Annotated in this window: 20 protein-coding genes; 16 read left to right on the forward strand and 4 right to left on the reverse strand. The window is 44.6% G+C overall.

What is annotated here, in order from left to right:
- Positions 1 to 81: 81 nt before the first annotated feature.
- Complete coding sequence (gene metG, locus OZ660_RS12295) at positions 82 to 2,109, forward strand: methionine--tRNA ligase (protein WP_274741105.1); 2,028 nt, start codon at positions 82 to 84, stop codon at positions 2,107 to 2,109.
- 125 nt (positions 2,110 to 2,234) lie between these two features.
- On the opposite strand, the gene OZ660_RS12300 is transcribed toward metG, so the two are convergent.
- On the reverse strand, positions 2,235 to 3,014 hold the full coding sequence (locus OZ660_RS12300; protein ID WP_342455372.1) for a class I SAM-dependent methyltransferase: 780 nt from the start codon (positions 3,012 to 3,014) through the stop codon (positions 2,235 to 2,237).
- A gap of 85 nt (positions 3,015 to 3,099) precedes the next feature.
- Here OZ660_RS12300 and gloB point away from each other — a divergent pair, with 85 nt between their 5' ends.
- From gloB to OZ660_RS12315, 3 genes are all read left to right on the forward strand, one after another.
- Positions 3,100 to 3,891 (forward strand): hydroxyacylglutathione hydrolase, encoded by a 792-nt coding sequence (gene gloB / locus OZ660_RS12305; RefSeq protein ID WP_202261841.1) that lies wholly within the window; start codon positions 3,100 to 3,102, stop codon positions 3,889 to 3,891.
- 64 nt (positions 3,892 to 3,955) lie between these two features.
- A complete protein-coding gene (locus OZ660_RS12310) occupies positions 3,956 to 5,620 on the forward strand; it encodes a lytic transglycosylase (RefSeq protein ID WP_202261842.1) in 1,665 nt (554 codons plus the stop codon).
- Between the two features lie 33 nt (positions 5,621 to 5,653).
- Positions 5,654 to 6,688 (forward strand): ion transporter, encoded by a 1,035-nt coding sequence (locus tag OZ660_RS12315; protein ID WP_274741107.1) that lies wholly within the window; start codon positions 5,654 to 5,656, stop codon positions 6,686 to 6,688.
- 5 nt (positions 6,689 to 6,693) lie between these two features.
- Here OZ660_RS12315 and OZ660_RS12320 read toward each other — a convergent pair whose 3' ends face one another.
- A complete protein-coding gene (locus tag OZ660_RS12320) occupies positions 6,694 to 7,128 on the reverse strand; it encodes an Lrp/AsnC family transcriptional regulator (protein ID WP_226432610.1) in 435 nt (144 codons plus the stop codon).
- A 194-nt stretch (positions 7,129 to 7,322) separates the two neighbouring features.
- On the opposite strand from OZ660_RS12320, the gene ctlX reads away from it, so the two are divergent.
- A complete protein-coding gene (gene ctlX, locus OZ660_RS12325) occupies positions 7,323 to 8,297 on the forward strand; it encodes a citrulline utilization hydrolase CtlX (protein WP_274741108.1) in 975 nt (324 codons plus the stop codon).
- 85 nt (positions 8,298 to 8,382) lie between these two features.
- Here the strand turns inward: ctlX and cysS are convergent, their stop codons facing one another.
- Complete coding sequence (gene cysS / locus OZ660_RS12330) at positions 8,383 to 9,765, reverse strand: cysteine--tRNA ligase (RefSeq protein WP_202261846.1); 1,383 nt, start codon at positions 9,763 to 9,765, stop codon at positions 8,383 to 8,385.
- 175 nt (positions 9,766 to 9,940) lie between these two features.
- On the opposite strand from cysS, the gene OZ660_RS12335 reads away from it, so the two are divergent.
- The 7 genes from OZ660_RS12335 to OZ660_RS12365 all read left to right on the forward strand — a co-directional run bounded on the left by OZ660_RS12335 (position 9,941) and on the right by OZ660_RS12365 (position 18,551).
- Positions 9,941 to 10,435 (forward strand): peptidylprolyl isomerase, encoded by a 495-nt coding sequence (locus OZ660_RS12335; RefSeq protein ID WP_202261847.1) that lies wholly within the window; start codon positions 9,941 to 9,943, stop codon positions 10,433 to 10,435.
- 86 nt (positions 10,436 to 10,521) lie between these two features.
- The gene (gene lpxH / locus OZ660_RS12340) at positions 10,522 to 11,247 is read left to right on the forward strand and encodes a UDP-2,3-diacylglucosamine diphosphatase (protein ID WP_274741109.1); all 726 of its coding nucleotides are present in this window, start codon (positions 10,522 to 10,524) and stop codon (positions 11,245 to 11,247) included.
- A 319-nt stretch (positions 11,248 to 11,566) separates the two neighbouring features.
- Positions 11,567 to 13,150: an alkaline phosphatase gene (locus OZ660_RS12345; RefSeq protein WP_274741110.1), complete on the forward strand. Its 1,584-nt coding sequence runs from the start codon at positions 11,567 to 11,569 to the stop codon at positions 13,148 to 13,150.
- Between the two features lie 13 nt (positions 13,151 to 13,163).
- Positions 13,164 to 15,083, forward strand: coding sequence for an alkaline phosphatase (locus tag OZ660_RS12350; protein ID WP_274741111.1), 1,920 nt, complete (start codon positions 13,164 to 13,166; stop codon positions 15,081 to 15,083).
- A 91-nt stretch (positions 15,084 to 15,174) separates the two neighbouring features.
- The gene (locus tag OZ660_RS12355) at positions 15,175 to 15,912 is read left to right on the forward strand and encodes a hypothetical protein (protein ID WP_274741112.1); all 738 of its coding nucleotides are present in this window, start codon (positions 15,175 to 15,177) and stop codon (positions 15,910 to 15,912) included.
- Between the two features lie 235 nt (positions 15,913 to 16,147).
- Complete coding sequence (locus OZ660_RS12360; protein ID WP_274741113.1) at positions 16,148 to 16,762, forward strand: OB-fold-containig protein; 615 nt, start codon at positions 16,148 to 16,150, stop codon at positions 16,760 to 16,762.
- 19 nt (positions 16,763 to 16,781) lie between these two features.
- On the forward strand, positions 16,782 to 18,551 hold the full coding sequence (locus OZ660_RS12365) for a flotillin family protein (RefSeq protein ID WP_274741114.1): 1,770 nt from the start codon (positions 16,782 to 16,784) through the stop codon (positions 18,549 to 18,551).
- Positions 18,552 to 18,631: 80 nt separating this feature from the next.
- On the opposite strand, the gene OZ660_RS12370 is transcribed toward OZ660_RS12365, so the two are convergent.
- A complete protein-coding gene (locus OZ660_RS12370) occupies positions 18,632 to 19,870 on the reverse strand; it encodes an aspartyl protease family protein (protein WP_274741115.1) in 1,239 nt (412 codons plus the stop codon).
- Between the two features lie 144 nt (positions 19,871 to 20,014).
- Between OZ660_RS12370 and OZ660_RS12375 the strand changes: the two genes are divergently transcribed.
- The 4 genes from OZ660_RS12375 (at position 20,015) to OZ660_RS12390 (ending at position 25,103) form a co-directional block, all read left to right on the forward strand.
- Entirely contained in the window at positions 20,015 to 20,713 is a 699-nt protein-coding gene (locus tag OZ660_RS12375; protein ID WP_202261854.1) for an ABC transporter ATP-binding protein, read from the forward strand.
- Positions 20,706 to 23,186, forward strand: a complete 2,481-nt coding sequence (locus tag OZ660_RS12380) for an ABC transporter permease (RefSeq protein ID WP_274741116.1) — start codon at positions 20,706 to 20,708, stop codon at positions 23,184 to 23,186. The genes OZ660_RS12375 and OZ660_RS12380 overlap by 8 nt, the downstream gene beginning before the upstream one ends.
- 67 nt (positions 23,187 to 23,253) lie before the next feature.
- The gene (locus OZ660_RS12385; protein WP_274741117.1) at positions 23,254 to 24,387 is read left to right on the forward strand and encodes a type 1 glutamine amidotransferase domain-containing protein; all 1,134 of its coding nucleotides are present in this window, start codon (positions 23,254 to 23,256) and stop codon (positions 24,385 to 24,387) included.
- 11 nt (positions 24,388 to 24,398) lie between these two features.
- Positions 24,399 to 25,103: a response regulator transcription factor gene (locus OZ660_RS12390; protein ID WP_202261857.1), complete on the forward strand. Its 705-nt coding sequence runs from the start codon at positions 24,399 to 24,401 to the stop codon at positions 25,101 to 25,103.
- The last annotated feature ends 9 nt before the right edge of the window (positions 25,104 to 25,112 follow it).

The raw sequence follows: 25,112 nt of genomic DNA on the forward strand, positions 1-25,112 counted from the left end.
GTGAATTACGTAATGCAAAAAACGCGGTTTTCCGCTAGTATTTGCACCCATTTTGAAACGCAAAGAATCAATAACGTCATTATGTCAGAAAAACGCCGAATTCTGGTAACCAGTGCGTTGCCATACGCAAATGGCTCTATTCATTTAGGGCATTTGCTAGAACATATTCAAACCGACATCTGGACTCGTTTTCAGCGCCTTCGCGGAAACGAATGTTACAGTGTTTGCGCCGATGATGCACACGGCACGCCGGTTATGCTTAAAGCTCAAGAGCTTGGCATTACACCAGAAGAAATGGTGGCAAGAACCCGCGCTGAACATCACCAAGACCTTGTTGATTTTCACGTTGATTACGACAACTACTATGTAACCCATTCACCTGAAAACAAGGCGCTGTGTGAAGAAATTTACACGCGTTTAGATAACGCCGGTTACATCAGTAAGCGCACTATCAATCAGCTTTTCGACCCTGAAAAAGAAATGTTCCTGCCAGATCGTTTCGTAAAAGGCACATGCCCAAGTTGTGGCGCAGAAGACCAAAACGGCGATAGCTGTGATGTGTGTGGCGCTACGTATAGCCCGACTGAAGTAAAGAACCCGCGCAGCGTTGTATCTGGTGCAACCCCGGTACTTAAAGAGTCTGAGCACTTCTTCTTCGACCTGCCAAAGTTTGAAGGCATGCTAAAAGAATGGATCCGTTCTGGCGCTCTTCAAGAAGAAATGGCAAACAAACTACAAGAGTGGTTCACTGAAGGTCTTCAACAGTGGGACATCAGCCGTGACGCGCCATATTTTGGTTTTGAAATTCCAGGTGCACCTAACAAGTTTTTCTACGTGTGGGTAGATGCACCTGTTGGCTACATGGCAAGTTTCAAAAACTTCTGCGACCAGAACAACCTTGAATTTGACGACTTCTGGAAAGCAGACTCAGAGGCTGAGCTGTACCACTTTATCGGTAAAGACATAACGTACTTCCACTGCCTATTCTGGCCTGCAATGCTAGAAGGTGCGGGATACCGTAAGCCGACTGGCGTAAACATTCACGGTTTTGTAACGGTAAATGGTGCGAAGATGTCGAAGTCGCGCGGTACCTTTATTAAAGGCCGTACATACCTAGACCACCTGAACCCAGAATACCTACGTTACTACTTCGCGTCTAAGTTAGGTGATGGTGTTACAGATATCGATCTTAACTTTACTGACTTCGCTCAAAAGGTGAATTCAGACCTAGTGGGTAAAGTAGTAAACATCGCTAGCCGCTGTGCAAGCTTTATTACCAAGCGTTTCGACGGCAAGCTATCAGACAACGTGATTGAGCCAGAGCTTATTGCTGAGTTCCAAAATGCGTCAGACAGCATTGCTGCACTTTTCGAGAAACGTAAGTATCACCAAGCTGTGCGCGAAATTATGGCTCTTGCTGATAAAGCTAACCAGTTTATTGACAACAATGCACCTTGGGTAACCATTAAAGACGAAACTAAACAGCAGTTCACGCACGATGTGTGCTCGCTGGGCATTAACATGTTCCGTCTATTGGTTATTTACTTAAAGCCAGTACTTCCTGTGCTTGCAGTAAAAGCTGAAGAATTCTTAAATGACACGTTCGACTGGAATTCACTGCAAACCCTATTAAAAGGCCACGCCATCAACAAATTTAAGCCAATGATGCAGCGTGTAGAAATGGAGAAAATCGACGCCATGGTTGAAGATTCAAAAGAAAGCCTAGCGCCAACTGAACCGGCAATCGACCCAGATAGCCCGCTTGCAAAAGATCCTATCAGCGACACTATCTCGTTTGACGAGTTCGCTAAGGTAGATTTACGTATTGCGCGTATTGCAAAGGCTGAACATGTAGAGAAAGCTGACAAGCTTTTACGCCTAGAGTTAGATTTAGGCGGCGAAACCAAGCAAGTTTTTGCTGGTATCAAGTCGGCCTATTCGCCTGAAGCACTTATCGGTAAACACACCGTAATGGTAGCAAACCTTGCGCCACGTAAAATGCGTTTCGGCATGAGTGAAGGTATGGTATTAGCCGCCGGTCCTGGTGGTGATGAACTTTATATTTTAGAGCCGCATGAAGGTGCTAAGCCTGGTATGCGCGTTAAGTAACACGCATATCATTAGTGCAAAAAATGCAAAAGCCATGACAGGGAAACCTATCATGGCTTTTTTTGTATGCTTCAGTGAGTAACTCGCATTTCAGTCAGTATTTGGCCACGTTTATTATTGCTAGCCTACTTACTACTATACCGACTTAGTGTCGACGCTCGAGCGCTAGCGCCAACGGCCGAGAACTGTGGCTTGAGTTTTCGCTTAGGCTTGATAGCGGTCATCGGAAACACACGTTTTTTCGCTAATATCACGTAAACCGCACTGCACCAAGGAAGGTAAGAAGACAGGTATTGCTGTAACTTTGCTGCACCTTTCCATTTTTGCTGAAAAAATAGGGTCGAAAACAGTACTTGCCGCTGCTCTACAATTTCAAAGCCCAACAACTGCAACCAATCTTTTATTCGATAGCTGGTAAAAAAACGCGCATCGTGCAACACATTGCCTCTTTTTACCGGCAAAAACTTTGCGATTCCAGCCAAACTAAGTGGGTTAAATCCGCTGATAATGACATAGCCACTATGGGTAATAACTCTATCAACTTCACGCAATATTTCGTGCGGATCTTGTGCAAAATCCAACTCATTTGCTAACAAAAAGCCATCAATACTGTTCTCAGAAAATGGCAGGCAATGAGACTGCCCCACAACAAGGTTAGAATGTGATGATATGCCTGCCTTATCCGCAGGCAAGGTAGGGACGTGATTAATATGATGACGGATGGGGCTTCTATCTAACGTAATGGCAGAGCTTAACGTACCTAGTTTGGCAAAGTGATACCCAAAAATGCGCTCAGCATAATCATTACACACCGCGCTAACGGCGTGTTGTATATGCTCCCCTGCTGGAAAATCTCCCCAGCTATTTGGGTAGCGCAAAGGCTTGGCTTTAAACGCCGATTTGATAATCACTTAGCGCGCTCTTTTGTTGCTCTGCTGTTCACAAGCTCCTATAGTAACGCATAATTCTACCTACACAAGCAGGTACATCATGACCCAAGACACCTTACCGTCAGGTTTAACAATTCACCCCATTCCCGCTTTTACCGACAATTACATTTGGTGTATACACAATAAATCAAATGCTGTGGTGGTTGACCCGGGCGATGCACAGCCAGTGCTAGAATATGTAAAAGCCAATGGGTTAACACTGTCTGCGGTGCTTATTACTCACCATCATCGAGACCACACTGGCGGTATTGCCAAATTGGTGTCGGCACACCCAGAACTCCCCGTTATTGGTCCAAGAGGCGGGCATATTCGCGGCTTAACCAAGTCGGTTTCACAGGGTGATACCGTCACTTTACCGGTGCTAAAAATGGCGCTACAGGTAATGGAAGTCCCAGGGCATACATTAGATCATATTGCCTTTTTTGGTCACGGCCTTGTATTTTGTGGCGACACGCTGTTTTCAGCGGGCTGCGGCAGGTTATTTGAAGGCTCGCCAGAACAAATGCTGCATTCGCTCAATAAATTAAAACGCCTTCCTGATAACACAAAGGTGTATTGCACGCATGAATACACGCAAGCTAACGTGAGTTTTGCGCTTGCGGTAGAGCCAGATAATAGCGCACTTGTGAATTATGCCCAGTGGGTACAAGCTACCCGAGACAAGAACAAACCCACACTTCCTTCAACGCTTAAAGAACAAAAGGCCATTAATCCTTTTTTGCGTTCTCATGAACTTTCTGTAAAAACAGCAGCCGAAGCGTATTGCGAAAATAGCCTAGCTGATGATGTTGCCGTATTTGCTGCAGTTCGTCGCTGGAAAGATGAGTTTTGATGCAAAAGCAAGCTAGTTGCCGTAATATGGCAGGTTTGCAGTGCTCCAAGAGGTTTCTTCATTTATGCAGTTGAAGTTTTTTCCGCTTTCGCCTTTGTTGTTGGCGTTAGGTTTAACGGGTTGTCAGCTAACTAACAATGACGCTGAAAACGCACAATTAGAAAGCAACGAAAAAGCGGCGCTAGAAGCCTGTTCGGTCCTCCACACCACCGAAGATGCAATTGCCGATTGTGAAGTTGCACGCGATGGCGTTATTGATGTCGTCCATCCAAACGACGACGTATTAGAAGACGTGGCTGATGCCACTGAAACTCCCGAGATAATCACTGAAGTGGTGATCACAGACGTATGGGAGCGTGCCAGTGCAAAGTTCGCACTTACTATTCCCGATGATGCTCGCGTCACAGCACAGAAAAAGTGGTATTTGAAACACCCTGAATATATGTCTCGTGTAGTAAAACGCGCCAAGCCATTTTTGTACTACATTGTTGAAGAAATTGAAAAACGCGACATGCCAATGGAGTTGGTACTGCTACCCATTGTAGAAAGCGCATTCGATCCATTTGCCTATTCACATGGTCGAGCCGCAGGTATGTGGCAGTTTGTCCCCGCAACAGGCAAGCGCTTTGGTATGGATCAAACCTGGTGGTATGACGGTAGACGCGATGTAATTGCATCTACGCAAGGTGCCCTTGACTATCTCACTTATCTTAACAAGATGTTTGACGGCGACTGGTTACATGCCTTAGCGGCCTATAACAGTGGTGAAGGCCGAGTTATGCGCGCGATTAAAAGTAATAAGCGTGCCGGTAAGCCTACTGACTTTTGGAACTTAAGCCTTCCAAGAGAAACTCGCGCTTACGTTCCTAAGTTGCTCGCGCTTGCCGATATTTTAAAGCACAAAGAAGAATATGCTTTTGCATGGCCAGAAGTTGAAAATGTTGCCGTTATTAAAGTTGTGGATATTGGTTCACAAGTCGACTTAGCATTTGCGGCTGACCTAGCGGGCCTTTCGCTAAAAGAACTTCACGGTTTGAACCCTGGTTTTAACCGCTGGGCTACCTCACCAGAAGGCCCTCACCGTCTTGTGCTGCCCCTTGATAAGGCTGACGCGTTCTCTCAGGCACTTGCCAAAATAGACCAAAAAGAACGTCTCAATTGGGTTCGTCACACTGTGAAATCCGGCGATAGCCTTATAAAAATCGCAAAGCAATACCACACCACGGTTAAGGTGATTAAGCAAGTCAATGAACTCGATGGCTCGATGATCCGTGTTGGGCAAGCCATTATGGTGCCTGTGGCTCTGCAAGAACTTGATAGCTACTCTTTATCTCAAGAGCAACGCTTGGCAAGCTTGCAAAATAGCTCATCGTCAAAACAAAAGGTTCGTCATACGGTTCAATCAGGTGATACGCTTTGGGATATTGCGCGTAAATATAAAGTCGGTACGAAGCAACTGGCCAAATGGAACGGCATGGCGCCAGGTGACATGCTGCACCCGGGCAAAACACTGGTAGTATGGCTTGAAGGAAAATCTGACGGTGGTATTACAAAGCAGTTAACTTATACCGTTCGAAACGGAGATTCACTGTCACGCATTGCGAGCAAGTTCAATATTAAGGTCGCCGATATTAGTAAGTGGAATGGCTTGAATGCAAAGCGTTACTTACAACCGGGTCAAAAGCTTAAGCTCTACGTTGATGTAACACGTTTAAACTCTTCAGGCTAAACGCCAACCATAACGTTAAAACTGGATACGGACATGCTAAAAATTAACCGAGAAAATTTGCGCAACAGCCATGAAACCCCTTGGTTAATTTTAGATTTAGTCATGCTAGGTGTGCTTTTTGTCAACTTAGCATGGCTCATCTTTGATTCTCTGTATGCCACTGATTTTGTTTATAGCCAGCTGGGAGTTTACTTCCCTGCCCTCATTAGCGCATACGATCCCATTCACCACAATTTCCTGCTAGTAGACCTAGTATTCATAGGCATTTTCTTCTCTGAGTTTTGCTTCAGATGGATAGTGGCCATCGTACGAAAAGAGCACCTGCGCTGGTATTTCTTTCCGTTCTTACATTGGTACGACATTATCGGGCTAATACCTACAGGTGCCACCCGACTATTTCGTTTCCTACGTATATTTTCGATACTGCATCGCCTGCATAAGTTTAAGATTATCGACCTTAACCAAACCGCGATTTTTCGCTTTTTCGCCTTCTACGCCGATGTATTTGTAGAAGAACTGAGTGATCGGATTGTAGTGAAAGTATTAAGCGATGCACAAAAAGATATCTCAGCAGGCTCTCCTCTGCTAGACGATATTAATGAACAGGTACTCGCCCCACGACGCCCTGTTATTACACAGTGGCTTGCGGGTGTCGTTAATCACTTAGGCAACTCGATAAGCAGTGATGAGCATGGCGAAGCTATTAGAGAGCATGTTAGAAAAAGTGTTGGCAAAGCGGTACGTGCGAATGCACAGGTGTCGACGCTGAATTATCTTCCTGTGATTGGGCGAACTATTGAAAACACCCTGGAAGAATCGGTAACGGACATAGTGACATCATCGTTAGTCAATTTACTCAGCGATTTAGACTCAGAACGCATTGATCACTTTATTTCAGTGGGTATGCGTGACTACACCCCTTCTGCGGATGCACTAGATAAAGAAGTGCTGAGCGTGGTGAATGAATGCTTGGAATTGGTCAAAGCTCATGTCGCCCAACAGCGCTGGAAATCGCATCTTATGCAGAAAGAATCAGCAATTCCAACAGATAAGCCTGATATTAATTAGGTAGCCTATCTCTGTGTGGTAGACAGAATAATACTGGTTTCACTGTTTAACACGCCGCCAGTGTCACGCACTTGTTTTAGAATACTATCTAGGTGTGCCAGGCTTTCGGCGGTAATTACAATTAACACATCCCAATTGCCATTTGTGGTGTGAAAACGCTCTACACCATCTAACTTTCTTAACTTGCTAATGAGCTTAGTGGTGCTTAGCCCTTCTAGTTCGACCGACATTAGTGCTTTTATTTTGTCAGGCTGCAACTGCTCGTTAACACGCACTGTGAATGCTTCGATCACGCCCGTATTAACTAACCTGTCTATACGTTTTTGTACTGTATTTCGCGAAAGAGATAATACTTCAGCAAGCACCGTCACAGGCGTACGAGCATCCCGTTTTAATATATCAAGTAGCTCTCTATCTTTTGCGTCCAAATCAACAAACACGACTAACCTCACACTATGGAAAACACATGCTTAACAATACAGAACCATAAACTACGCACAATGTAATTCAATTTGTACAATATGCTCAACTTAAATATCAGATTGTAACATGTTGACCATGGTTGAAATCGTAGTGCAAAGCATAAAATAGCCAAGCTATGTAGTAGACAAGTTATTAAGGCCATTAGAAATTTATGCAAACCAATTACGCCGTATCTACCAAGTCAATTATACCGAACACTGTACTAATGGTGCGCCCTAACGCCTTCCGCCCCAACGAGCAAACGGCTAAAGACAATAGCTTTCAGGCGCCTCTTGATATAGTGAATGCGAACACGTCTAAAATTTCAGAAGATGCGAAGCGAGAATTTGACGACATGGTAAGCACCTTACGTAGAAATGATATAAACGTAGAGGTTTTTGAAAGCGAAGAAAAAAATACGCCTGATTCGGTATTTCCGAATAACTGGCTTAGCACTCACCCCAATGGCTTATTAATTACGTATCCAATGCACTGTGAAAACCGCAGAGTAGAGCGTCGTGACGATATTGTCAGTTATCTGCAACAGCACTACAACGTGCAGCAAGCTGTAGATTTGTCTTTTCTTGAAAAAGACGGACACATTGTTGAGGGCACAGGGGCGATGGTTATCGATCACGTAAACGCGCTAGCCTATGCTTGCCTCTCCCAGCGCGCCAATAAAACAGCTGTAACATTGGCTTGTGAAGCCATTGGCTTAACGCCCATATGTTTTAAAGCGTTTGATACTTTGGGTACGGCTGTTTACCACACCAACGTAATAATGTGTGTGGGCAGCGACTTTGCCATTGTTGCTACCAGCATGATAGAAGAAAGCGACAAAGATATGGTGCTTTCAGCGCTTAAGAAGACAGGTAAAATAGTTATCGATATCAGCGAAGAACAAGTGAATAGTTTTGCAGGAAATTGCTTAGAACTTTTGAATAGCGGTGGAAAACGCTTATTACTTCTGTCAAAAACTGCTTTCGATTCATTGAATGAAGCGCAATTAGCATTACTACCTGGTGATCTTACTCTACTCCCCATCGCTGTTCCTACTCTTGAAATGGGAGGAGGCTCTGTTCGTTGCATGGTGGCTGGCATTCACCTTCAACATAAACGCCCGTACCGCACTAATTACAATGTGTGAACATCGTAAACCAATAACTTTAAAGTATAAAATAAGAAAGCCCACAATAAGTGGGCTTTCTCGACTCAAAATACAACAACTATTGCTACGCTTTTCGCCACGTTGTTCCGCTTGGGCCGTCTTCTAATACAACGCCTTTCGCTGTTAGCGCATCACGCGCAGCGTCAGCAGCAGCCCAATCTTTTGCCGCACGTGCATCGTTGCGCTGCTTGATAAGCGCTTCAATTTCTGCCACTTCGTCGTCGTTACCTTCACCGCCTTTCAAGAACGCATCAGGGTCGCTTTGTAGCATGCCCAAAATTGCACCCAAGCCTTTTAATACAGCAGCTAACTTGCCAGCTTCACTCTGGTTATCTTTCTGACGATTAAGCTCACGGGCCACTTCAAACAACACTGAAAAGGCTTCTGGTACGTTCAGATCATCATTCATTGCCGCTTCGAAGCGCGCTAAATAACCGCCATAAGACAAATCAGTCGTGTCATCAATGTCTACGCCACGCAATGCCGTATACAAGCGTTCTAGGGCAGCTTTCGCCTGCGTAATGTTGTCTTGCGAGTAACTTAACTGACTGCGATAGTGTGCAGACATCAAAAAGAAACGCAACGTTTCTGAGTCATGCTCTTTTAACACATCTCGTAATGTAAAAAAGTTACCTAACGACTTTGACATTTTCTCGTCGTTAACTTGCACCATGCCTGTGTGCATCCATACATTCACATATGGCGTGTCATACGCGCAGCATGACTGTGCAACTTCATTTTCATGGTGTGGGAAGATAAGGTCAGACCCTCCACCGTGAATATCGAAGTGCGCGCCCAAATGCTTGTGATTCATCGCCGAACATTCGATATGCCAGCCAGGACGGCCTTCTCCCCATGGTGATGCCCACGCGGGTTCACCTGGTTTCGTCGATTTCCACAATACGAAATCTAATGGATCATCTTTGCCTGCAGCAACTTCAACGCGCGCGCCAGCATTTAGCTGTTCAAGGTCTTGCTTGCTCAACTTTCCGTAATCATCAAACTTACTTACATCGAAAAGCACATCGCCGCTTTTTGCTTGATACGCATAGCCTTTATCAACCAAACGCTCAATAACCGCGATAATTTCGTCCATATGGCCACTCACTGTTGGCTCAACATCGGGCTCCAGCAAGTTAATGGCTGCAAAGTCTTCGTGCATCATTGCAATGGTGCGCTTAGTTAATGCTTCAAAGCTTTCACCATTTTCATTGGCACGCGCAATAATTTTGTCGTCAATATCGGTAATGTTTCGTACGTACTTAACGTCCAGCCCTAAGTGGCGCATGTAACGCACTAGCGTATCGAAGCTTAAATACGTTCTCGCATGACCCATGTGACACACGTCATATACGGTGATACCACACACATACAAACCCACTTTCCCTTCTTCAAGCGGAACAAACTTCGCTTTTTCACGGGTTCGGGTATTGTAAAGATGTAGCATGTCTATATTTCCTGTATATGTCGTTTTGGGGCGCAAAGTTTAGCACTGTCGGTATATAAATGGTATTGCAAATGGCAAGCCTTTTACCCCTATGTTCGCTTTTGCGCTACTCTTTACAGTACTTTTTACGATACTATTACGCATACTTTTACATTTACACACAGGACAAACCAAAATGGTTACACTAAAAACAAACTTTGGTGACATCAAACTTGAGCTATTCGAAGATAAAGCGCCTAAAACAGTGGCGAACTTTATCTCTTATGTAGAAGACGGTTTTTTCGATAACACTATTTTCCATCGCGTTATCAATAACTTCATGATCCAAGGTGGCGGTTTCACCCCTGACATGGATCAAAAAGACACAAAAGCACCTATTGAAAATGAAGCAGACAACGGTGTTGCTAATGAAGTAGGTACTATTGCAATGGCACGTACACAGGATCCACATTCAGCGACGGCACAGTTCTTTATTAACGTAAATAACAACGACTTCCTAAACCATTCAAGCAAGAGTGTTAACGGATGGGGCTACTGTGCATTTGGTAAAGTAGTAGAAGGCATGGACGTTGTAGAAAAAATTAAAGCAGTGAAGACTGGCAACCACGGTTATCATCAAGACGTACCGGTAGAACCTGTTGTAATCGAATCTGCAACAGTATCTGAATAATTCACTGCCCATACGTAGTATACAAGCCGTATCAATGGATACGGCTTTTTCGTCTTTAGTAAAATCTGATCAGTTAAAGAATTTCTATGTCGTTTACTTACTTTATCGCCGATTTACATTTAAGTGCTGACCGCCCGGATATTACCGAATGCTTAATGCGTTTTTTACGTGAAGATGCCATTGATGGTGACGCACTATATGTACTGGGTGATTTATTTGAAGTATGGATTGGAGACGACAACGTTACACCGTTTAACACCGAAATTGCAGCTGCATTTAAGAAGGTAAGTGCCCACTGCCCTATCTACTTTATTCACGGTAACCGCGATTTTGCGATACGCGAAACATGGCTGAATAAAGCAGGCATGACGTTACTTAATGAGCAAGAAGTTATCGACCTTTATGGCACGCCTACACTACTTACTCACGGTGACGAATTGTGCACAAAAGATGTGGCCTATCAAAAGTTTCGCAAGAAGTCCCGTGGTTGGTGGTGGCCTAGATTAATGCTAGCCCTACCTTTATGGTATCGACAACGTGTTGCCGATAATGGGCGCGCCGAAAGTAAAGCCAACCAAAAGAACCTCAAGCCTGAGATTATGGATGTTACGCCAGAAGAAGTAATTAAAGTAATGGAAAAATGGGGGGTTCAACGCATGATCCACGGACATACTCATCGTCCAAATATTCATTCACTCACGGCCAATGGAAAGCCTGCGTCTCGTATTGTATTAGGCGATTGGTATGATCAAGGCAGTGTATTGAAGGTCACCCCCTCAGAAGTTATGTTACAACATCACAATTTTACGTAAGAAAATCTGACACTTACAACAGGTTAGACCACTTTTTTATGACAATTGATTGTGTTCGTTCTATCACTCAGCAAAACGCTAAGTTCCTAATTTTACAGCTTTATTGAACAGGCAATCAATAAAAACACGTTATAGTTTTACACTTATGTGACATTTGTGACAGTTTAGCAATATATCTGTCAAAGAAGTGTCACCACATCTCCCTACGCTCTCTGTCGTTTTGTAGTTGAGGCTTCACGGATAACGAATGCACTTAGCTAGAAACCTACGTCTAGACATACCCATATCCGATTTTAATAAAAACGTGTAGGAAACAATCATGAATCGTAACTGGAAAGTGGCATGCACCGCAGTTGCTTTTGCGGTATCAGCTGGGCTGCAAGCCTCAGTGTTACCCGAGCATCAAACCAATAGCGCTTGGTTCACAGACGCGCAAACAAAGATTACGCAGAAATTAGCAACCAATAATAAATTTAAAGCCAAAAACGTTATTCTTTTTGTCGGTGATGGTATGGGTATCTCAACCCTTACTTCAGCGCGAATTCACAAAGGTCAGCTTGCGGGTAACCCTGGTGAAGAAGGTTACTTGAGCTTCGAAACTTTCCCTCACACTGCTCTGGTAAAAACCTATAACGTAGATGCGCAAACACCAGACTCAGCGGGCACAATGACTGCGATGATGTCGGGTCTTAAGACTGACGTAGGCGTAATTGGTGTTGATGAAGACATTGAGCGCGGGAATTGCGCAACCGTTGCGGGTAACGAAGTTATTACAGCTCTAGAACTTGCTGAAATTAAAGGCTTGTCAACGGGAGTTGTTTCTACAGCACGTATAACTCACGCAACACCTGCTGCAACTTACGCAAAATCAGCTGATCGTAACTGGGAAGATGTTTCAGACATGCCTGAAGAAGCGGTAACTGGCGGCTGTAAAGACATTGCTGACCAGCTAGTGAACTTTGAAAGCTACCTTGAACAGCGTTACACAGGCGTAGATGTAGATGGCATAGAAGTCGTAATGGGTGGAGGCCGTCGTCACTTCCTTCCTAAAGACGAAGCATTTAACAGTCCAGATGCACAAAGCGATGTAGAAGGCGATCGTACCGATTCTCGCGACCTCACAGCTGAATGGCAAGACATGTACGAAAACGGCGTATATATCTACGACCAAGCCGGTTTCGATGCAATTGACACTGAAACCACAGAGCGTGTCTTTGGTTTGTTTAACGAATCTCACATGCAATACGAAGCTGACCGCGCTAATGACATTGCTGGTGAACCGTCAGTAGCCGAAATGACCGAAGCCGCTATCAACATTCTTGATAACAACGAAAACGGTTTTTTCCTTATGGTTGAATCTGGCCGTATTGACCATGCGCACCACGCTGGTAATGCTGCCGGCGCACTTACCGATACCCTAGCGTTTGAACAAGCAGTAATGGCTGCGGTAGAAAACACAGATCCGTCAGAAACCTTAATTCTTGTTACCGCCGACCACGGTCACGTATTCACTATCGCTGGCTATCCAAAACGTGGTAACCCCATTTTAGGCAAAGTGGTGAATGTGGGCTCAGAAGAACCTGCTACTGCATCTGATGGCACACCTTATACAACACTAGGTTACACCAACGGTTTGGGCTTTCGTGATCTTGGCGACGAAACTAATTCAGACGTTACCTATGGTTTAGACAACGCAGCGGGTCGCGTAGATTTAACAAATGTTGATACAACCGCACCAGGATATCACCAAGAAGCACTTATTCCGCTAAGTTCAGAAACCCACTCGGGTGAAGATATAGCGTTACATGCTACAGGACCTGGCAGCCAACTTGCGCAAGGCGTGGTAGAGCAAAATGTTGTTTTCCACTTAATTAATCAAGCGCTTGGCCTTGTGAACGAGTAAGTGGAGAAGAACAATGAATGTATTTAAATTAAGTGTAATTGCAGTTGCGGTAGCAGGTCTTTCTGGTTGTTTTCTTGAAGGCGATGACGGTAAAGATGGCGTAGATGGCCAAAACGGTGTTGACGGTACAAACGGCTTAACCAGTCTAACTGTACAAACTGAACTTGCTGTTGGCGATGCCAACTGCCCTAACAGCGGCCTTCGCATTGATTCTGGTGTTGATTCAGATAGCGATGGTACATTGGCAGAAGCGGAAATCACTGCAACAAGCTATGTATGTGTACCGGGCGTAAGCAGCGTGAGTAGCAGTGAACTACTGACCAGCTTGAACAACGATTGGTTCGTGGCGGCGCAAACAGAAGTTGAAAACAATAAGCAAGTTTGGATGAATGCAACCTCAGGTAGCGCATCGGCTTCGTCAAACGTTGAGGTAGCAACGGTAAGTTCACAACAAGAACTAAACGCAATGGTTGAAAACCTTCGCGGTACAGCGAAAAACGTTATTCTTTTCGTGGGTGACGGCATGGGTGTTTCAACAGTTACTGCCGCACGCATTTTAGATGGTCAGATGAAGGGTCTGGCGGGTGAAGAAAACCAACTTAGTTTTGACCGCTTCCCATTCTCTGGACTATCAAAAACCTACAATGTTGATGCGCAAACACCTGACTCTGCTGGCACGATGACCGCGATGATGAGTGGTATCAAAACCGATGTAGGTGTTATCGGTGTAGATGAAGATATTGAACGTGGCGATTGCAGCACGGTTGCAGGGAACGAGCTAGTTACTGCACTTGAATTGGCTGAAATCGCGGGCAAATCAACTGGGATCATTTCAACTGCACGTATCACTCATGCGACGCCTGCGGCAACCTATGCGAAATCGGCAGATCGTAACTGGGAAGACGTTTCAGATATGCCGGAAGCTGCGGTTACTGCGGGTTGCACCGATATCGCAGACCAGCTTGTTAATTTTGAAGCGAATCTAGAATCAAACTTTGAAGGCCTTGATGTAGACGGAATCGAAGTTGTTATGGGTGGTGGACGTCGTCACTTCTTACCCAAAGATGCCGCATTTAATAGCCCTGATGCAGCAAGCACTGTTGAAGGTGATCGTACTGATGGACGTGACCTTACGGCAGAGTGGCAAGCAATGTACACCAATGGTGTTTATGTTTACGACCAAAGTGGTTTTGATGGTATTGATACAGAAACCACAGAACGGGTATTCGCTTTGTTTAACGAATCTCACATGCAATACGCTGCAGACCGTGAGAACGACATTGCAGGTGAACCTTCAATTGCAGAGATGACAAGTGCTGCTATTAACATCCTTGATAACAACGATGAAGGCTTCTTCTTAATGGTTGAGTCTGGACGTATTGACCACGCACACCATGCCGGTAACGCCTACGGTGCGCTGCACGATACCATCGCTTTTGCTGAAGCAATTGCTGCGGCAGACGCACTCACCAATGATGAAGATACGCTGATTATTGTTACTGCTGACCACGGTCACGTGTTTACTATTGCAGGCTACCCTAAGCGCGGTAACCCAATTCTAGGTAAAGTCGTTAACGTAGGTGCAAATGACGCAGCGACGGCGGCAGACGGCACTCCTTATACAACGTTGGGTTATACCAATGGCTTGGGCTTTAGAAACCTAGGTGATGTTACCAACTCTGATGCCTCGTATCTTGATGGCCCTGATACTGGTCGTAAAGACATCACCGATGTCGATACCACTACACCTGGTTATCACCAAGAAGCACTTATACCACTAGGTTCTGAAACCCACTCGGGAGAAGACGTTGGTATTTATGCGAAAGGCCCTGGCGCATTCCTAGTGAATGGTACGAACGAGCAAAGTGTTATTTTCCATGTTATGGATTTTGCCGGCGACTTTGTATCAAAAGCTGAAGAAGCAATGGAATAAACACATTCTCAACGTGTTTTAGCGGCAAGTAGGCCGCACAACAGTAAGACCAAGGGGCAATACCAATTGCCCCTTTCCCTTGGAGTAATCTATGAAAGCACTTTTCGTTTCTTTGGCGCTTTTAACCATTCAAACACTATCATTTGCTAACGCAACATCATTGTCTTGTGAAAATGACATGAAAAATCTCATGGCGACTTACAATATCAACGTTGAGCAAGTAAATAAATCTCCTCGCACAACAAGCATGAAGCTGTGGCGTAATGACAACAAGGTAGCACACGAGTACCCCGCGACAAAAATTACAGAGTCTTGGACACTCGTGCGCAACAAGTTAATAAAACCAACCCGCTTCTTTGATGCCCACGAGCGTGCCATTGAATATCAAAGCGGTGAAACCATTCACGGTGTGCGAGAAAATGACTTTTCATATCGCTACCAGCTTATTAGCGACACCCTTTTAGAAAAAATGACGCTAACCAAAACAGACGAGAAAGGCTGTGACACAGTACAACACTACACCCTTAAACAAGGGCAAACGGTATATTCACTATCATGGTTACCTCATCAAAAATTGATTAAGCACTTTTCGGTAGCCTCACAGCGCAGCACGCGAATATGGTCATTAGAAACAGTGGATTACAACATCGATGCCGCTGCATTTTTTGCCAAAAGAGACGCATACCAGTCAACTGACTATGCCGACATTGGCGATGATCACACCGATCCATTTTTAACAAATATGGTAAACCAAGGTTTCATTGAAGCGGGAGCTAGTGGCTACTACGACACGGATGGCCATGCTATCGGCGAAGCACATACTCATTAATTTATTGTGAGCGGGCAAATCACACTTGGTAAGTGTAGTGTTTGCATGCAAAAACCTGCAGGTACAAATCTAAATATTAAGCAGCATTCAATCTTGCTGCTTTTTATTTTTTAAAGGCTAATCAGTTGGTAAGATGTGTGCGGATACTATGCTAAAGTTCTAAAGTTTATCACTGGCTAAAATATCTGTCTGTGGTATAAAAGAGCTTCAATGTTGCTCATCACGGACGGTGTAAATGACAGATATCCTTCTTTCCCCTGCTAACTTTTGGTTCAGTATTGCGCTGTGTGCAGTGATTATCGTCCTGTTTCTCGAACTTGTCAGTATGCTCTTTGGCATAAGTTTATTAGGTATGGGCGACGATTTAGGCGAAATGGATAGCGACAGTGTACTTGGCTCTGAATTCGCAAGTTGGCTGAACATAAACCGCGTTCCTTTTCTGGTGTGGTTAATTGTACTGTTAACCTTATTCAGCCTTGTAGGCTTCATTCTAAATGGCGTAACGTCACTACTCATATCCTCTGCGTTACCGGGGTTTATTTCTGTTCCAGTATCTTTGGTGTTGAGCTTGTTAGTGACATCAAAAACCGTGTTAGTTATTGCTCACATCCTCCCTTCTATCGAATCGAGCGCAATTAGCAGTGACGAATTTGTTGGCGCGGTTGCCGAGATCACCATTGGCCGCGCTTCACGAGGAAACCCCGCAGAAGCAAAATTTACAGATAACTATTCACAGCCTCATTTTGTGCTTGTTGAGCCTTTTGAAGAAAAAGAGCTCTTTGCACAAGGCGAGCGTGTCATTCTTGTTCAAAAAAATGAACGAAGCTGGTTAGCAACGCGCTACCAATAACCTAAAAAGAGATAAAAGTATGGATACTCTTCAAACATCTAGCTTGCCGTCAATACTCTTTATTGCCGGTGCCATTGTAATAGGCCTTATTGTTATTGGGCTTATTTTTGCCAAATTGTACAAACGCGCAACAAAGGAAACTGCCTTTGTAAGAACGGGTTTAGGCGGCGAGAAAGTCATTAAAGATGGCGGTGCACTTGTACTGCCAGTAGTGCATGAAATTATTCCGGTTAACATGAATACCTTGCGTATTGAAGTTGAGAAAATTCAAAAAGATGCGCTTATTACCAAAGACAGAATGCGCGTTGATGTAAAAGCGGACTTTTACCTGCGCGTAGCGCCTAATACCAATGGTATTTCGATGGCCGCTCAAACGTTAGGTACGCGGACTACACGCGCAGAGGAAGTTAAAAAACTGATGGAGTCGAAGTTCGTTGACGTTCTACGTGCAGTAGCAGCAGAAATGAGCATGACAGAAATGCACGAACAGCGTGCTGATTTTGTGCAAAAAGTACAACAAAGTGTCGCTAACGATTTGGAAAAGAACGGCTTGGAGCTTGAATCAGTAAGCTTGACTGGATTTGACCAAACAGACCTACAATTTTTCAATGAAAACAACGCATTCGACGCAGAGGGTCGTGCGCGTCTTGCTAAAATCATTGAAGAAAAGCGCAAAGAAACCAACGATATTCAACAAGAAAACCGTATTCTGATTGAACAACGTAATCTTGCTGCAGAAAAGCAGTCGCTTGAAGTGAAACGTGATGAAGAAGAAGCTCGCCTAACGCAAGAACAAGTGTTGGCATTTAAGCGTCAAGAGCAGAAAGCAGAAATTGCGAAACAGCGTGAAATGAAAGAGCGTGAAGAGCGCGAAGCTGAAATAGCGAAAAACCGCGCTATCGAAGCGGCAGAAATTGAGAAATCTCGTGAAATTGAAACTCAAGAAATTGCGAAGCGTCAGGCCCTAGAACAAGCACGTATACGCCAACAGCAAGAAGTTGAAGTATCTGAACAGGTGAAACAAATTGCCGTTGCCGTTAAGTCAGAAGAAGAGTCTGCTGCACGCGCCAAAGCGGCTGATGCCGAAAAGCAAAAAGTAGAAAAGGAAGAAGCGGTTAAAACAGCGCGCTCGGTGGCAGAAGCAGAGCGTAGAAAACAAATTGAAGTTATTGATGCCCGCAAAGAAGCTGAGCGTGAAGCGGTAGGTATTACGGTTGAAGCACAAGCGAAAAAAGAAGCGGCGGAAAACTCTGCGGCGGCGATTTTGACCGAAGCAAAAGCATCTGCTGATGCAAAAATGCTACAAGCAGAAGCTGATGAAAAAGTGTTAGCCGTTGAAGCACAAGGTAAACAGGCGCTATACGAAGCCGAAAATACGCTTAAGAATGAGCAAATTGAGCTACAAAAAGCATTGGCAATGCTTAAAGTATTGCCTGAACTTGTGGCCCAAGCGGTTAAACCTATCGAAAACATTGAAGGTATCAAGATTCTGCAAGGCTATGGCACTGGCGGCTCAGCTAACGGTGAGCACAGCGTTGCAAGTGCAGGAACGGGACTTGCTGATCAAGTTACGCAAGCAGCCCTCAACTACCGCGCAAATGCGCCTTTAGTTGACTCCATGCTTCGCGAAGTAGGTTTGGTTGATGCAGAAAACGGTACATTGGAAGACTTGGTTACCGGCAAGAGTGACATTATTACTCGCACCACCAAGGTTGCTCCTAAGTCAGTAAGCACAGAGCCTATGCACTTAAACAGCAATACATCAAAAGATGAAGCTCCTGCTGAGTAACTAAGAAGCATAGAACGAAACCTAGAAAGCCCCTTTTGTAGGGGCTTTCTTATTTGGCTAAGGCTCGGTTGTACGGTAAACTAATGCTCAGTGGAGTAACCAGCAATAGATTTAGCGTGAATAGTAAAGCAAGCGCTATCGCGCGAAATACACACCTGATGCGCACCAGACATCGACGCAAGGTCGTTGTAGTCACTAAGCGAAATTGAAGCAGCCGCTTTCTCATCAATATGGGTTACGATGTCCCCTACCTGCAAATCAGTTTCAGTGGCAGGTAAATTTGGGAACACGTAGCGCACTACAAAATCGCCACTGCGTATTTTTCGTAACTCTAACCCTAGTAAGTTGTAGTCGGTAACAAATGGCTTTTGTGGCTCTAAGTAAAACGCATTGTTGTTGTAATCAATAACTGTTTTAAATTGGTTCATTAGCGCATTACCTAATACCCACCAGTCATCTTCATCATCGCTTGGAATGAGGTTCACCTTAACGTTATCTATCTTGATATCGCCAAGCGCTAGTTGCGGTAACGTTACTCTATCGTGTTCTACCTTACCACTTAAGCCAAAATCAGCGGCTCGAACGCGCCTTGAAGTAATGCTGATGTCGTTAGACTCAACATAGGCGGTACTAAGTTTTACATAGTGACGGCTGCCAGTATCTATGATGAAGGGCTCGTTTACCCTCACAGTGTCATTAAATGCCAGCTCGCCATCTACAGAAATCTTATTTAAAAAGCTGCTCATGTCTAATCGAGTCGCCTTTTCACTGGGCTGGTAAGCGTCTTGTGACAACACAATAGTATTTGCGTTTGCATCAAATTCCCACGTGAAGTGACGCATCATATCGTGTCCTATCACGCCATCGTAAATGGCTTCATCCTCTCGCAGATAATAATGTGTCTGGGATACGGGGATCATAGCCGCTTTCATATTATCGAAATACACCCCACCTAAATCGATGCGCTCAATATCCGTTTGATAAGCTTGACTATTGCCTTCTTCGCCCCATCCAGTAAGCGCCAGGTCAAATCCGCGAGGCAAATTGAGCTGCTGAACTTTTGGGGTGTCCATTAAGATAAGAAAGCGCGCGCCTGTATCTAACAAGAATAATAGCTTCTCTCCATTAACAGTTGCATAGACGTAAGGTTTTTCCCCCGCATATTCTGCATCTAGCGTAATTTTTGACTGTGCAGTGTAAACAGGTTCAACATCGTCGTTAATCTGCATCATTCGAAGTGAGTTAAAAACATGGCAGCCAGAGAGACTGGAACATAGCAGTGCGATACAAACTATAGAGCGTTTAGTTTTATTGAACATGATAATAACCATTTATTTCGTTACCGTGCCCTAACGCTACCAATTTAGCTGTGAAGCAAATGTGAAATGCCAGTATGTGTGCTTTCACATCCATTTCACGCTTACCCGTTTACCCTAACGTCAAAATTGATTGGGGTAGATATTATGTCAAAGCACAACAACTCATGGATTGAACTGCGAGACGTTTCACAATCGTTTCGCGCCGAATCGCGAAACATTGTTCTGTTTAAAAATATAAATCTGTGCATCCGACAAGGCGAGTCGTATGCCATCACCGGCCCATCAGGTTCAGGAAAGTCAAGTTTGTTGATGCTGGCTTCAGGACTTGAGACACCTACCAAAGGAAGCGTGGTAGGCTGCAGTGAAACCAAGACCTACTCCATAAATGAACTGCGTTCAGAAATTGGCTTTATTTTTCAACAATTTCACCTACTTCCTGAACTTGATGCGCTTACAAACGTGGCCCTTCCGCTTAAACTTAGAGGCAATAAAGCGGCAACCGACATTGCTAAACAATGGCTGGAAAAAGTAGGACTAGCACACAGATCGACTCACAAGCCTTCTCAACTGAGTGGTGGCGAGCAACAGCGTGTTGCAATAGCGCGAGCGTTAGCGTTCTCGCCTAAATTTATTTTTGCTGACGAGCCTACAGGAAACTTAGACTCACAAAGTGCAAAGGAAATCGCAGATCTACTCTTTGCGTGTTGTAAAGACAATGGCGCAAGCTTGATATTGGTAACGCACAGTGGGCAGTTAGCCGATAAGGCTATGCATCAACTGCAGTTTAATGAAGGCAAATGCTCATGGAAAAATCCTTTAATACAAGGAGAGCATTGTGCGTAAACTCACTTTTCCTCTAGCATGGCGCCTATTTTTAGACGATATCGCATCATCGCATTACCGTTTGCTGCAGATGACCCAAGCAATAATGATGGTGTTTATTATCACCCTAACCTTAGCCAGTGAATCAGTGCAAAACCATTTGTCACTCAACATGGCTAACTTACTTGGTGCAGATGCAGTCATATCAACGTTTGGTGCACTGCCAGATTCACACATTGAACAGTTGAAAGCACAGAGCAATGCGTTCATTTTCACCCAAAGTATAAAGACAACGTTAACCTATAAAGAGCGCTGGCAGTCAGTAACGCTTAAAGCAGTAGGTAATAGCTATCCACTTAAGGGGCAATTACAAGTATCTGACGCTTTGGCTCAGGCCCCCTATCCTTCGCTTTCACCTCCAACGCCTGGAACCCTATGGATTGACTCTCGTCTAGCTTCAAGTCTAGGCGTTGACGTTGGAGAACGCTTATCCATCAGCCGGTTGTCGTTAGTCGTTTCACATATAGTGCAGCATGAGCCCGACAGACTTTTAGAGGGTCACAATGTGGATATGCGTGCGCTACTTCACAAAGACGACTTTAATAAACTGGGGTTCAGTGATGACAATATTGAGTATCGCTATCAGATGAATGCCAACGATGCACAGCTTAAACGTATTGTCGCATATCAAAATAGCACCTTATTAAGTGCTCAGTTACGCCATCGTAATGGCGTGCATCCATTAGCCCTTTTTTGGCAACGCACCGAGAATTTCATAGGCTTAGCATCGGTGCTATTACTGTTTATGGCGTCTATCGCTATCTTTCAAATATCTCGCCTTCAAATAAAAAAAGAGCAATTCTTCGCCGCCGTGTGCATGAGCGTAGGCGCTTCGCGAGCACAAGGCTTTTATATATCTTTGGTTAAGTGGGTACTTCACCTACTTCTATTGTTTCCAGTAGTGTTAATTGTCGCTACGTGGAGTCATTGGGCGTTGGTAAGTTGGCTCTCTGATTCGTTGCCGTCTTTACTCTGGAAACCTAATATCGCAACAACCGTTTTTTCCTTTATAGGCTGTGCGTTACTTGTAGCATTATTTCAGCTACCCGTTTGGCTATCGTTAAAACACGCCTCTGTTAGACAACTTGTTTTTAATCTTCCCACTAAAAAGCGCAGTTTTTTAGGTGTTCTGTGTACTCTCGTTGCCATTACCTTTGTTGCGTTTTCATACTCAGACAACGGCCTATTAACCACTATGGTATTAGGTTCTATGGCGAGCTGTATTTTCCTTATCGCAATTGTCAGCTGGTTAAGCCTCGCACTAGGCGAAGTAATCACAAAACGATATTCAGGTCTTATTCCCTTCACGACATTCATGATGAGAAAACGGTTGGTTAGCAAATCTACACAAATTATGGGTGTGGGATTGTGCGCATTTTTGCTGTTGTTTACGTTGATGTTGCTGCGTGACCTTGGCAATACGATGCACTCATATAACCGCCAGTTCGATGGCAACTTAGTGATTTCGCAAGCGAACGAAAAACAGATGGATTCTGTAATGCAATGGGCAAACGCGCATGACGCGCAACTACGTCAACGAAAGCCTTTTGTATACGCCACACTAACTCGCATTAACCAACAGCGCCTAGACGATTTTGCAACCAGACCAAGCGAGAGCTTAGCCACCTTCAAACAAGCAATACGGCTACATTGGACAGACAACCTACCTGCAAACAATAAGGTTATCAGCGGCCAGTGGTGGAGCGATGACGCACAGCAGTGGCAACAAGTCTCTGTTGAGCAGGAGGTATTAACAGATCTTGGACTTAACATCGGTGACGTACTCACATTTGCTATTGCAGGGCGGGCAGTTGAATTTACCATCGCCGCAAGTCATGCCTACATTCCAGGGGCCGGCTCTATGACGTTTTGGGTGCAAATGCCTGCGTCAGCTATGTCACACATTGTGGCTCCTCACTACGTTATGGCGAGCCTAGAAGTGAGCGAAGCTAACTTAGCTTCGCTCGGCATATTGTACAAACAACACCCTTCACTACGTATGATTTCAATTCGAGAAATGACCCAGCGTTTTGATGACACCCTTGCCCTTGTGACAAAAATCATCAGCGGTTTTGCGCTTATTATTGTATGTTTGGCCTGTATCGTTATTGTGTCTTCAGTGCTTACCTATGAACAAAGAGAACGCAAGAAAAATAGTGTGATCATGAGCTTTGGCTTACCGCGAAGGTTATGCCTTACGCTTAATCTTATAGAGTGGGTAATAACTGGCTCCATTGCAGCTTTCGGCGCTATGTTCGGTACGTGGTTGGCGGGAGTCCTCATTTATCAGTCGCAGTTTTCTATGACTTATCAACCCGATTTTGGCTGGCTAGCTACAACGCTTTGTATAATCGTTTTAACCGTTGTACTTATAGGCTACCTTGCAAGTAAGCGCAGTCTTTCAAGCACAATTCGAGAGTTACTTACCGAATAGTAGCGTTTCACATTCGTTTCACGTTGAGTTGCATAAAGTGACCATGTAATTTTAAAGGAGACACTTTATGCAACGTATATTAACTCGAATTTTTTCGATTGTGTTTTTGTGTAGCGCAGTATCATCGGCTTTAGCGTCGAGTAGTGATGCGCAGACTCGTATATTGATGGTTGTCAGCGGCTATGGACAAGCTCAGGGCAAAGAGAAGCCCGGATTTGAGTTTGATGAATTTGCCAAGGCTTTTTTGGTATTCAGAGCTAACGGCATAATGGTGGATATAGCCAGCCCAAATGGTGGCGCTGTTGAGGCCGACCAATACGACCCGAACCAAGCGTATAATCGTGAAGTATTGGCTGATGACGCAATTATGCGCAAGCTCAATAACACGCTAGCCCTTCGTGACCTTAGTGACCATAGCGCAGCGCAATACTCAGGTATTTTTGTCGTGGGTGGCAAAGGTGCTATGTTCGACCTTCCCTACAATGAGCCACTGCAAAACCTCATTGCAAGCATCTACGAAAAACAAGGTGTGGTAGCGGCAGTTTGTCACGGGCCAGCTGCGCTGGTAAACGTAAAGCTGTCTAACGGTGAATACCTTATTGCAGGCAAAACCATAAACGGCTTTACTAATGATGAAGAACAACTATTTGGTAAAAAGTGGGCACCGCAATTCGATTTCATGCTTGAAGATAAACTCATTGCCAATGGCGCAAAATTTCAGTCCTCGGATATTATGCTTGAACATGTTGCCGTAGATGGCAACCTGGTGACTGGACAAAATCCTTCGTCTACCATAGGCGTGGCGAATGCCATGCTTGAGGCGCTTAATATCAAAGTAAAGCCAACTACCGTGTATAAGGATGACCGCACCCTTGCGCAAATCGCTGCTTACCTTGATGGTGACGACGCTGCGCTACAACACATTACCACGTCACCGGAAACGCACCATATGGCCCTTGTGGGAATGTACGGCTATTACTATCTTCAGCTTGCCCCTACCGAGCACAAGCAACGCCAAGCCCTGGCCCTAATGTTACTCGCACAAGAGGCAATTAATAATCCTGCGTTAGATGTGCAAATTGCTAAAACTCAATATCAACTGGGTGATACTATGGCAAGTAGGCAAACGTTGGCGCAAACGCTTAAGCAGCATCCAGATTTTGAGCCTGCGCAGCAATTGTTAGCGACAATTTCGCAATAAGGAAATCTCAGATGACAATGTCTAAAGGCTTGCACATACTGTTAATAGAAGACGAAGTCAGTATTGCAAAAAACATTGCACAATACATGGAGCACAAAGGGCATGTACTTGATTTTGCGGTACGTGGCGACCAAGGGCTCGATTTAGCACTCAATGCCTACTATGACGTTGTCATCCTTGATTTAAACCTGCCTAGCATGGACGGACTGAATGTTTGCCAAACAATTCGTGAAAAGTCTGAACGCCATGTTCCAATTCTAATGCTGACCGCTCGTGACAGTATTGATGACAAAGTGTCAGGGTTTCACGTTGGGACAGACGACTACCTTACTAAGCCATTCTCGTTACAAGAGCTTGAAGTACGTTGTATTGCATTATCAAAACGCCACTTACTTCAAACTACCGATAAAATTGAACTTGGGCCGCTAACCATTGACCGTAAAAGCAAAACTGCGAGTCGTGATGGGCAGTCTCTATCATTAAGTTCAATGGGATTTAGGATCTTACAAATTTTAGCCGAAGCCCATCCACAAGTGGTAAGTCGTTCCCAGTTAACACAGCAACTGTGGGGTGATGAACCTACCGAATCTGATGCGTTGCGTTCTCACATCTACCAGTTGCGCAATGTGGTCGATAAACCCTTTTCCTCGCCCTTAATTAAAACCGTATTTGGTGCAGGCTTTGCTTTGTCCGTTGATGATAACAACGCAGTGTAAGGGGTGATC

The sequence above is a fragment of the Alteromonas sp. 009811495 genome, from assembly GCF_028865455.1.
Classification (GTDB): domain Bacteria; phylum Pseudomonadota; class Gammaproteobacteria; order Enterobacterales; family Alteromonadaceae; genus Alteromonas.

Bases quoted from the DNA above. Each gene is read 5' to 3' on its own strand.
- ctlX (WP_274741108.1), top strand. From the start codon at position 7,323: ATGCAAACCAATTACGCCGTATCTACCAAGTCAATTATACCGAACACT.
- OZ660_RS12310 (WP_202261842.1), top strand. From the start codon at position 3,956: ATGCAGTTGAAGTTTTTTCCGCTTTCGCCTTTGTTGTTGGCGTTAGGT.
- OZ660_RS12335 (WP_202261847.1), top strand. From the start codon at position 9,941: ATGGTTACACTAAAAACAAACTTTGGTGACATCAAACTTGAGCTATTC.
- OZ660_RS12365 (WP_274741114.1), top strand. From the start codon at position 16,782: ATGGATACTCTTCAAACATCTAGCTTGCCGTCAATACTCTTTATTGCC.
- OZ660_RS12345 (WP_274741110.1), top strand. From the start codon at position 11,567: ATGAATCGTAACTGGAAAGTGGCATGCACCGCAGTTGCTTTTGCGGTA.
- metG (WP_274741105.1), top strand. From the start codon at position 82: ATGTCAGAAAAACGCCGAATTCTGGTAACCAGTGCGTTGCCATACGCA.
- OZ660_RS12385 (WP_274741117.1), top strand. From the start codon at position 23,254: ATGCAACGTATATTAACTCGAATTTTTTCGATTGTGTTTTTGTGTAGC.
- lpxH (WP_274741109.1), top strand. From the start codon at position 10,522: ATGTCGTTTACTTACTTTATCGCCGATTTACATTTAAGTGCTGACCGC.
- gloB (WP_202261841.1), top strand. From the start codon at position 3,100: ATGACCCAAGACACCTTACCGTCAGGTTTAACAATTCACCCCATTCCC.
- OZ660_RS12390 (WP_202261857.1), top strand. From the start codon at position 24,399: ATGACAATGTCTAAAGGCTTGCACATACTGTTAATAGAAGACGAAGTC.
- cysS (WP_202261846.1), bottom strand. From the start codon at position 9,765: ATGCTACATCTTTACAATACCCGAACCCGTGAAAAAGCGAAGTTTGTT.
- OZ660_RS12360 (WP_274741113.1), top strand. From the start codon at position 16,148: ATGACAGATATCCTTCTTTCCCCTGCTAACTTTTGGTTCAGTATTGCG.
- OZ660_RS12375 (WP_202261854.1), top strand. From the start codon at position 20,015: ATGTCAAAGCACAACAACTCATGGATTGAACTGCGAGACGTTTCACAA.
- OZ660_RS12350 (WP_274741111.1), top strand. From the start codon at position 13,164: ATGAATGTATTTAAATTAAGTGTAATTGCAGTTGCGGTAGCAGGTCTT.
- OZ660_RS12370 (WP_274741115.1), bottom strand. From the start codon at position 19,870: ATGTTCAATAAAACTAAACGCTCTATAGTTTGTATCGCACTGCTATGT.
- OZ660_RS12315 (WP_274741107.1), top strand. From the start codon at position 5,654: ATGCTAAAAATTAACCGAGAAAATTTGCGCAACAGCCATGAAACCCCT.
- OZ660_RS12355 (WP_274741112.1), top strand. From the start codon at position 15,175: ATGAAAGCACTTTTCGTTTCTTTGGCGCTTTTAACCATTCAAACACTA.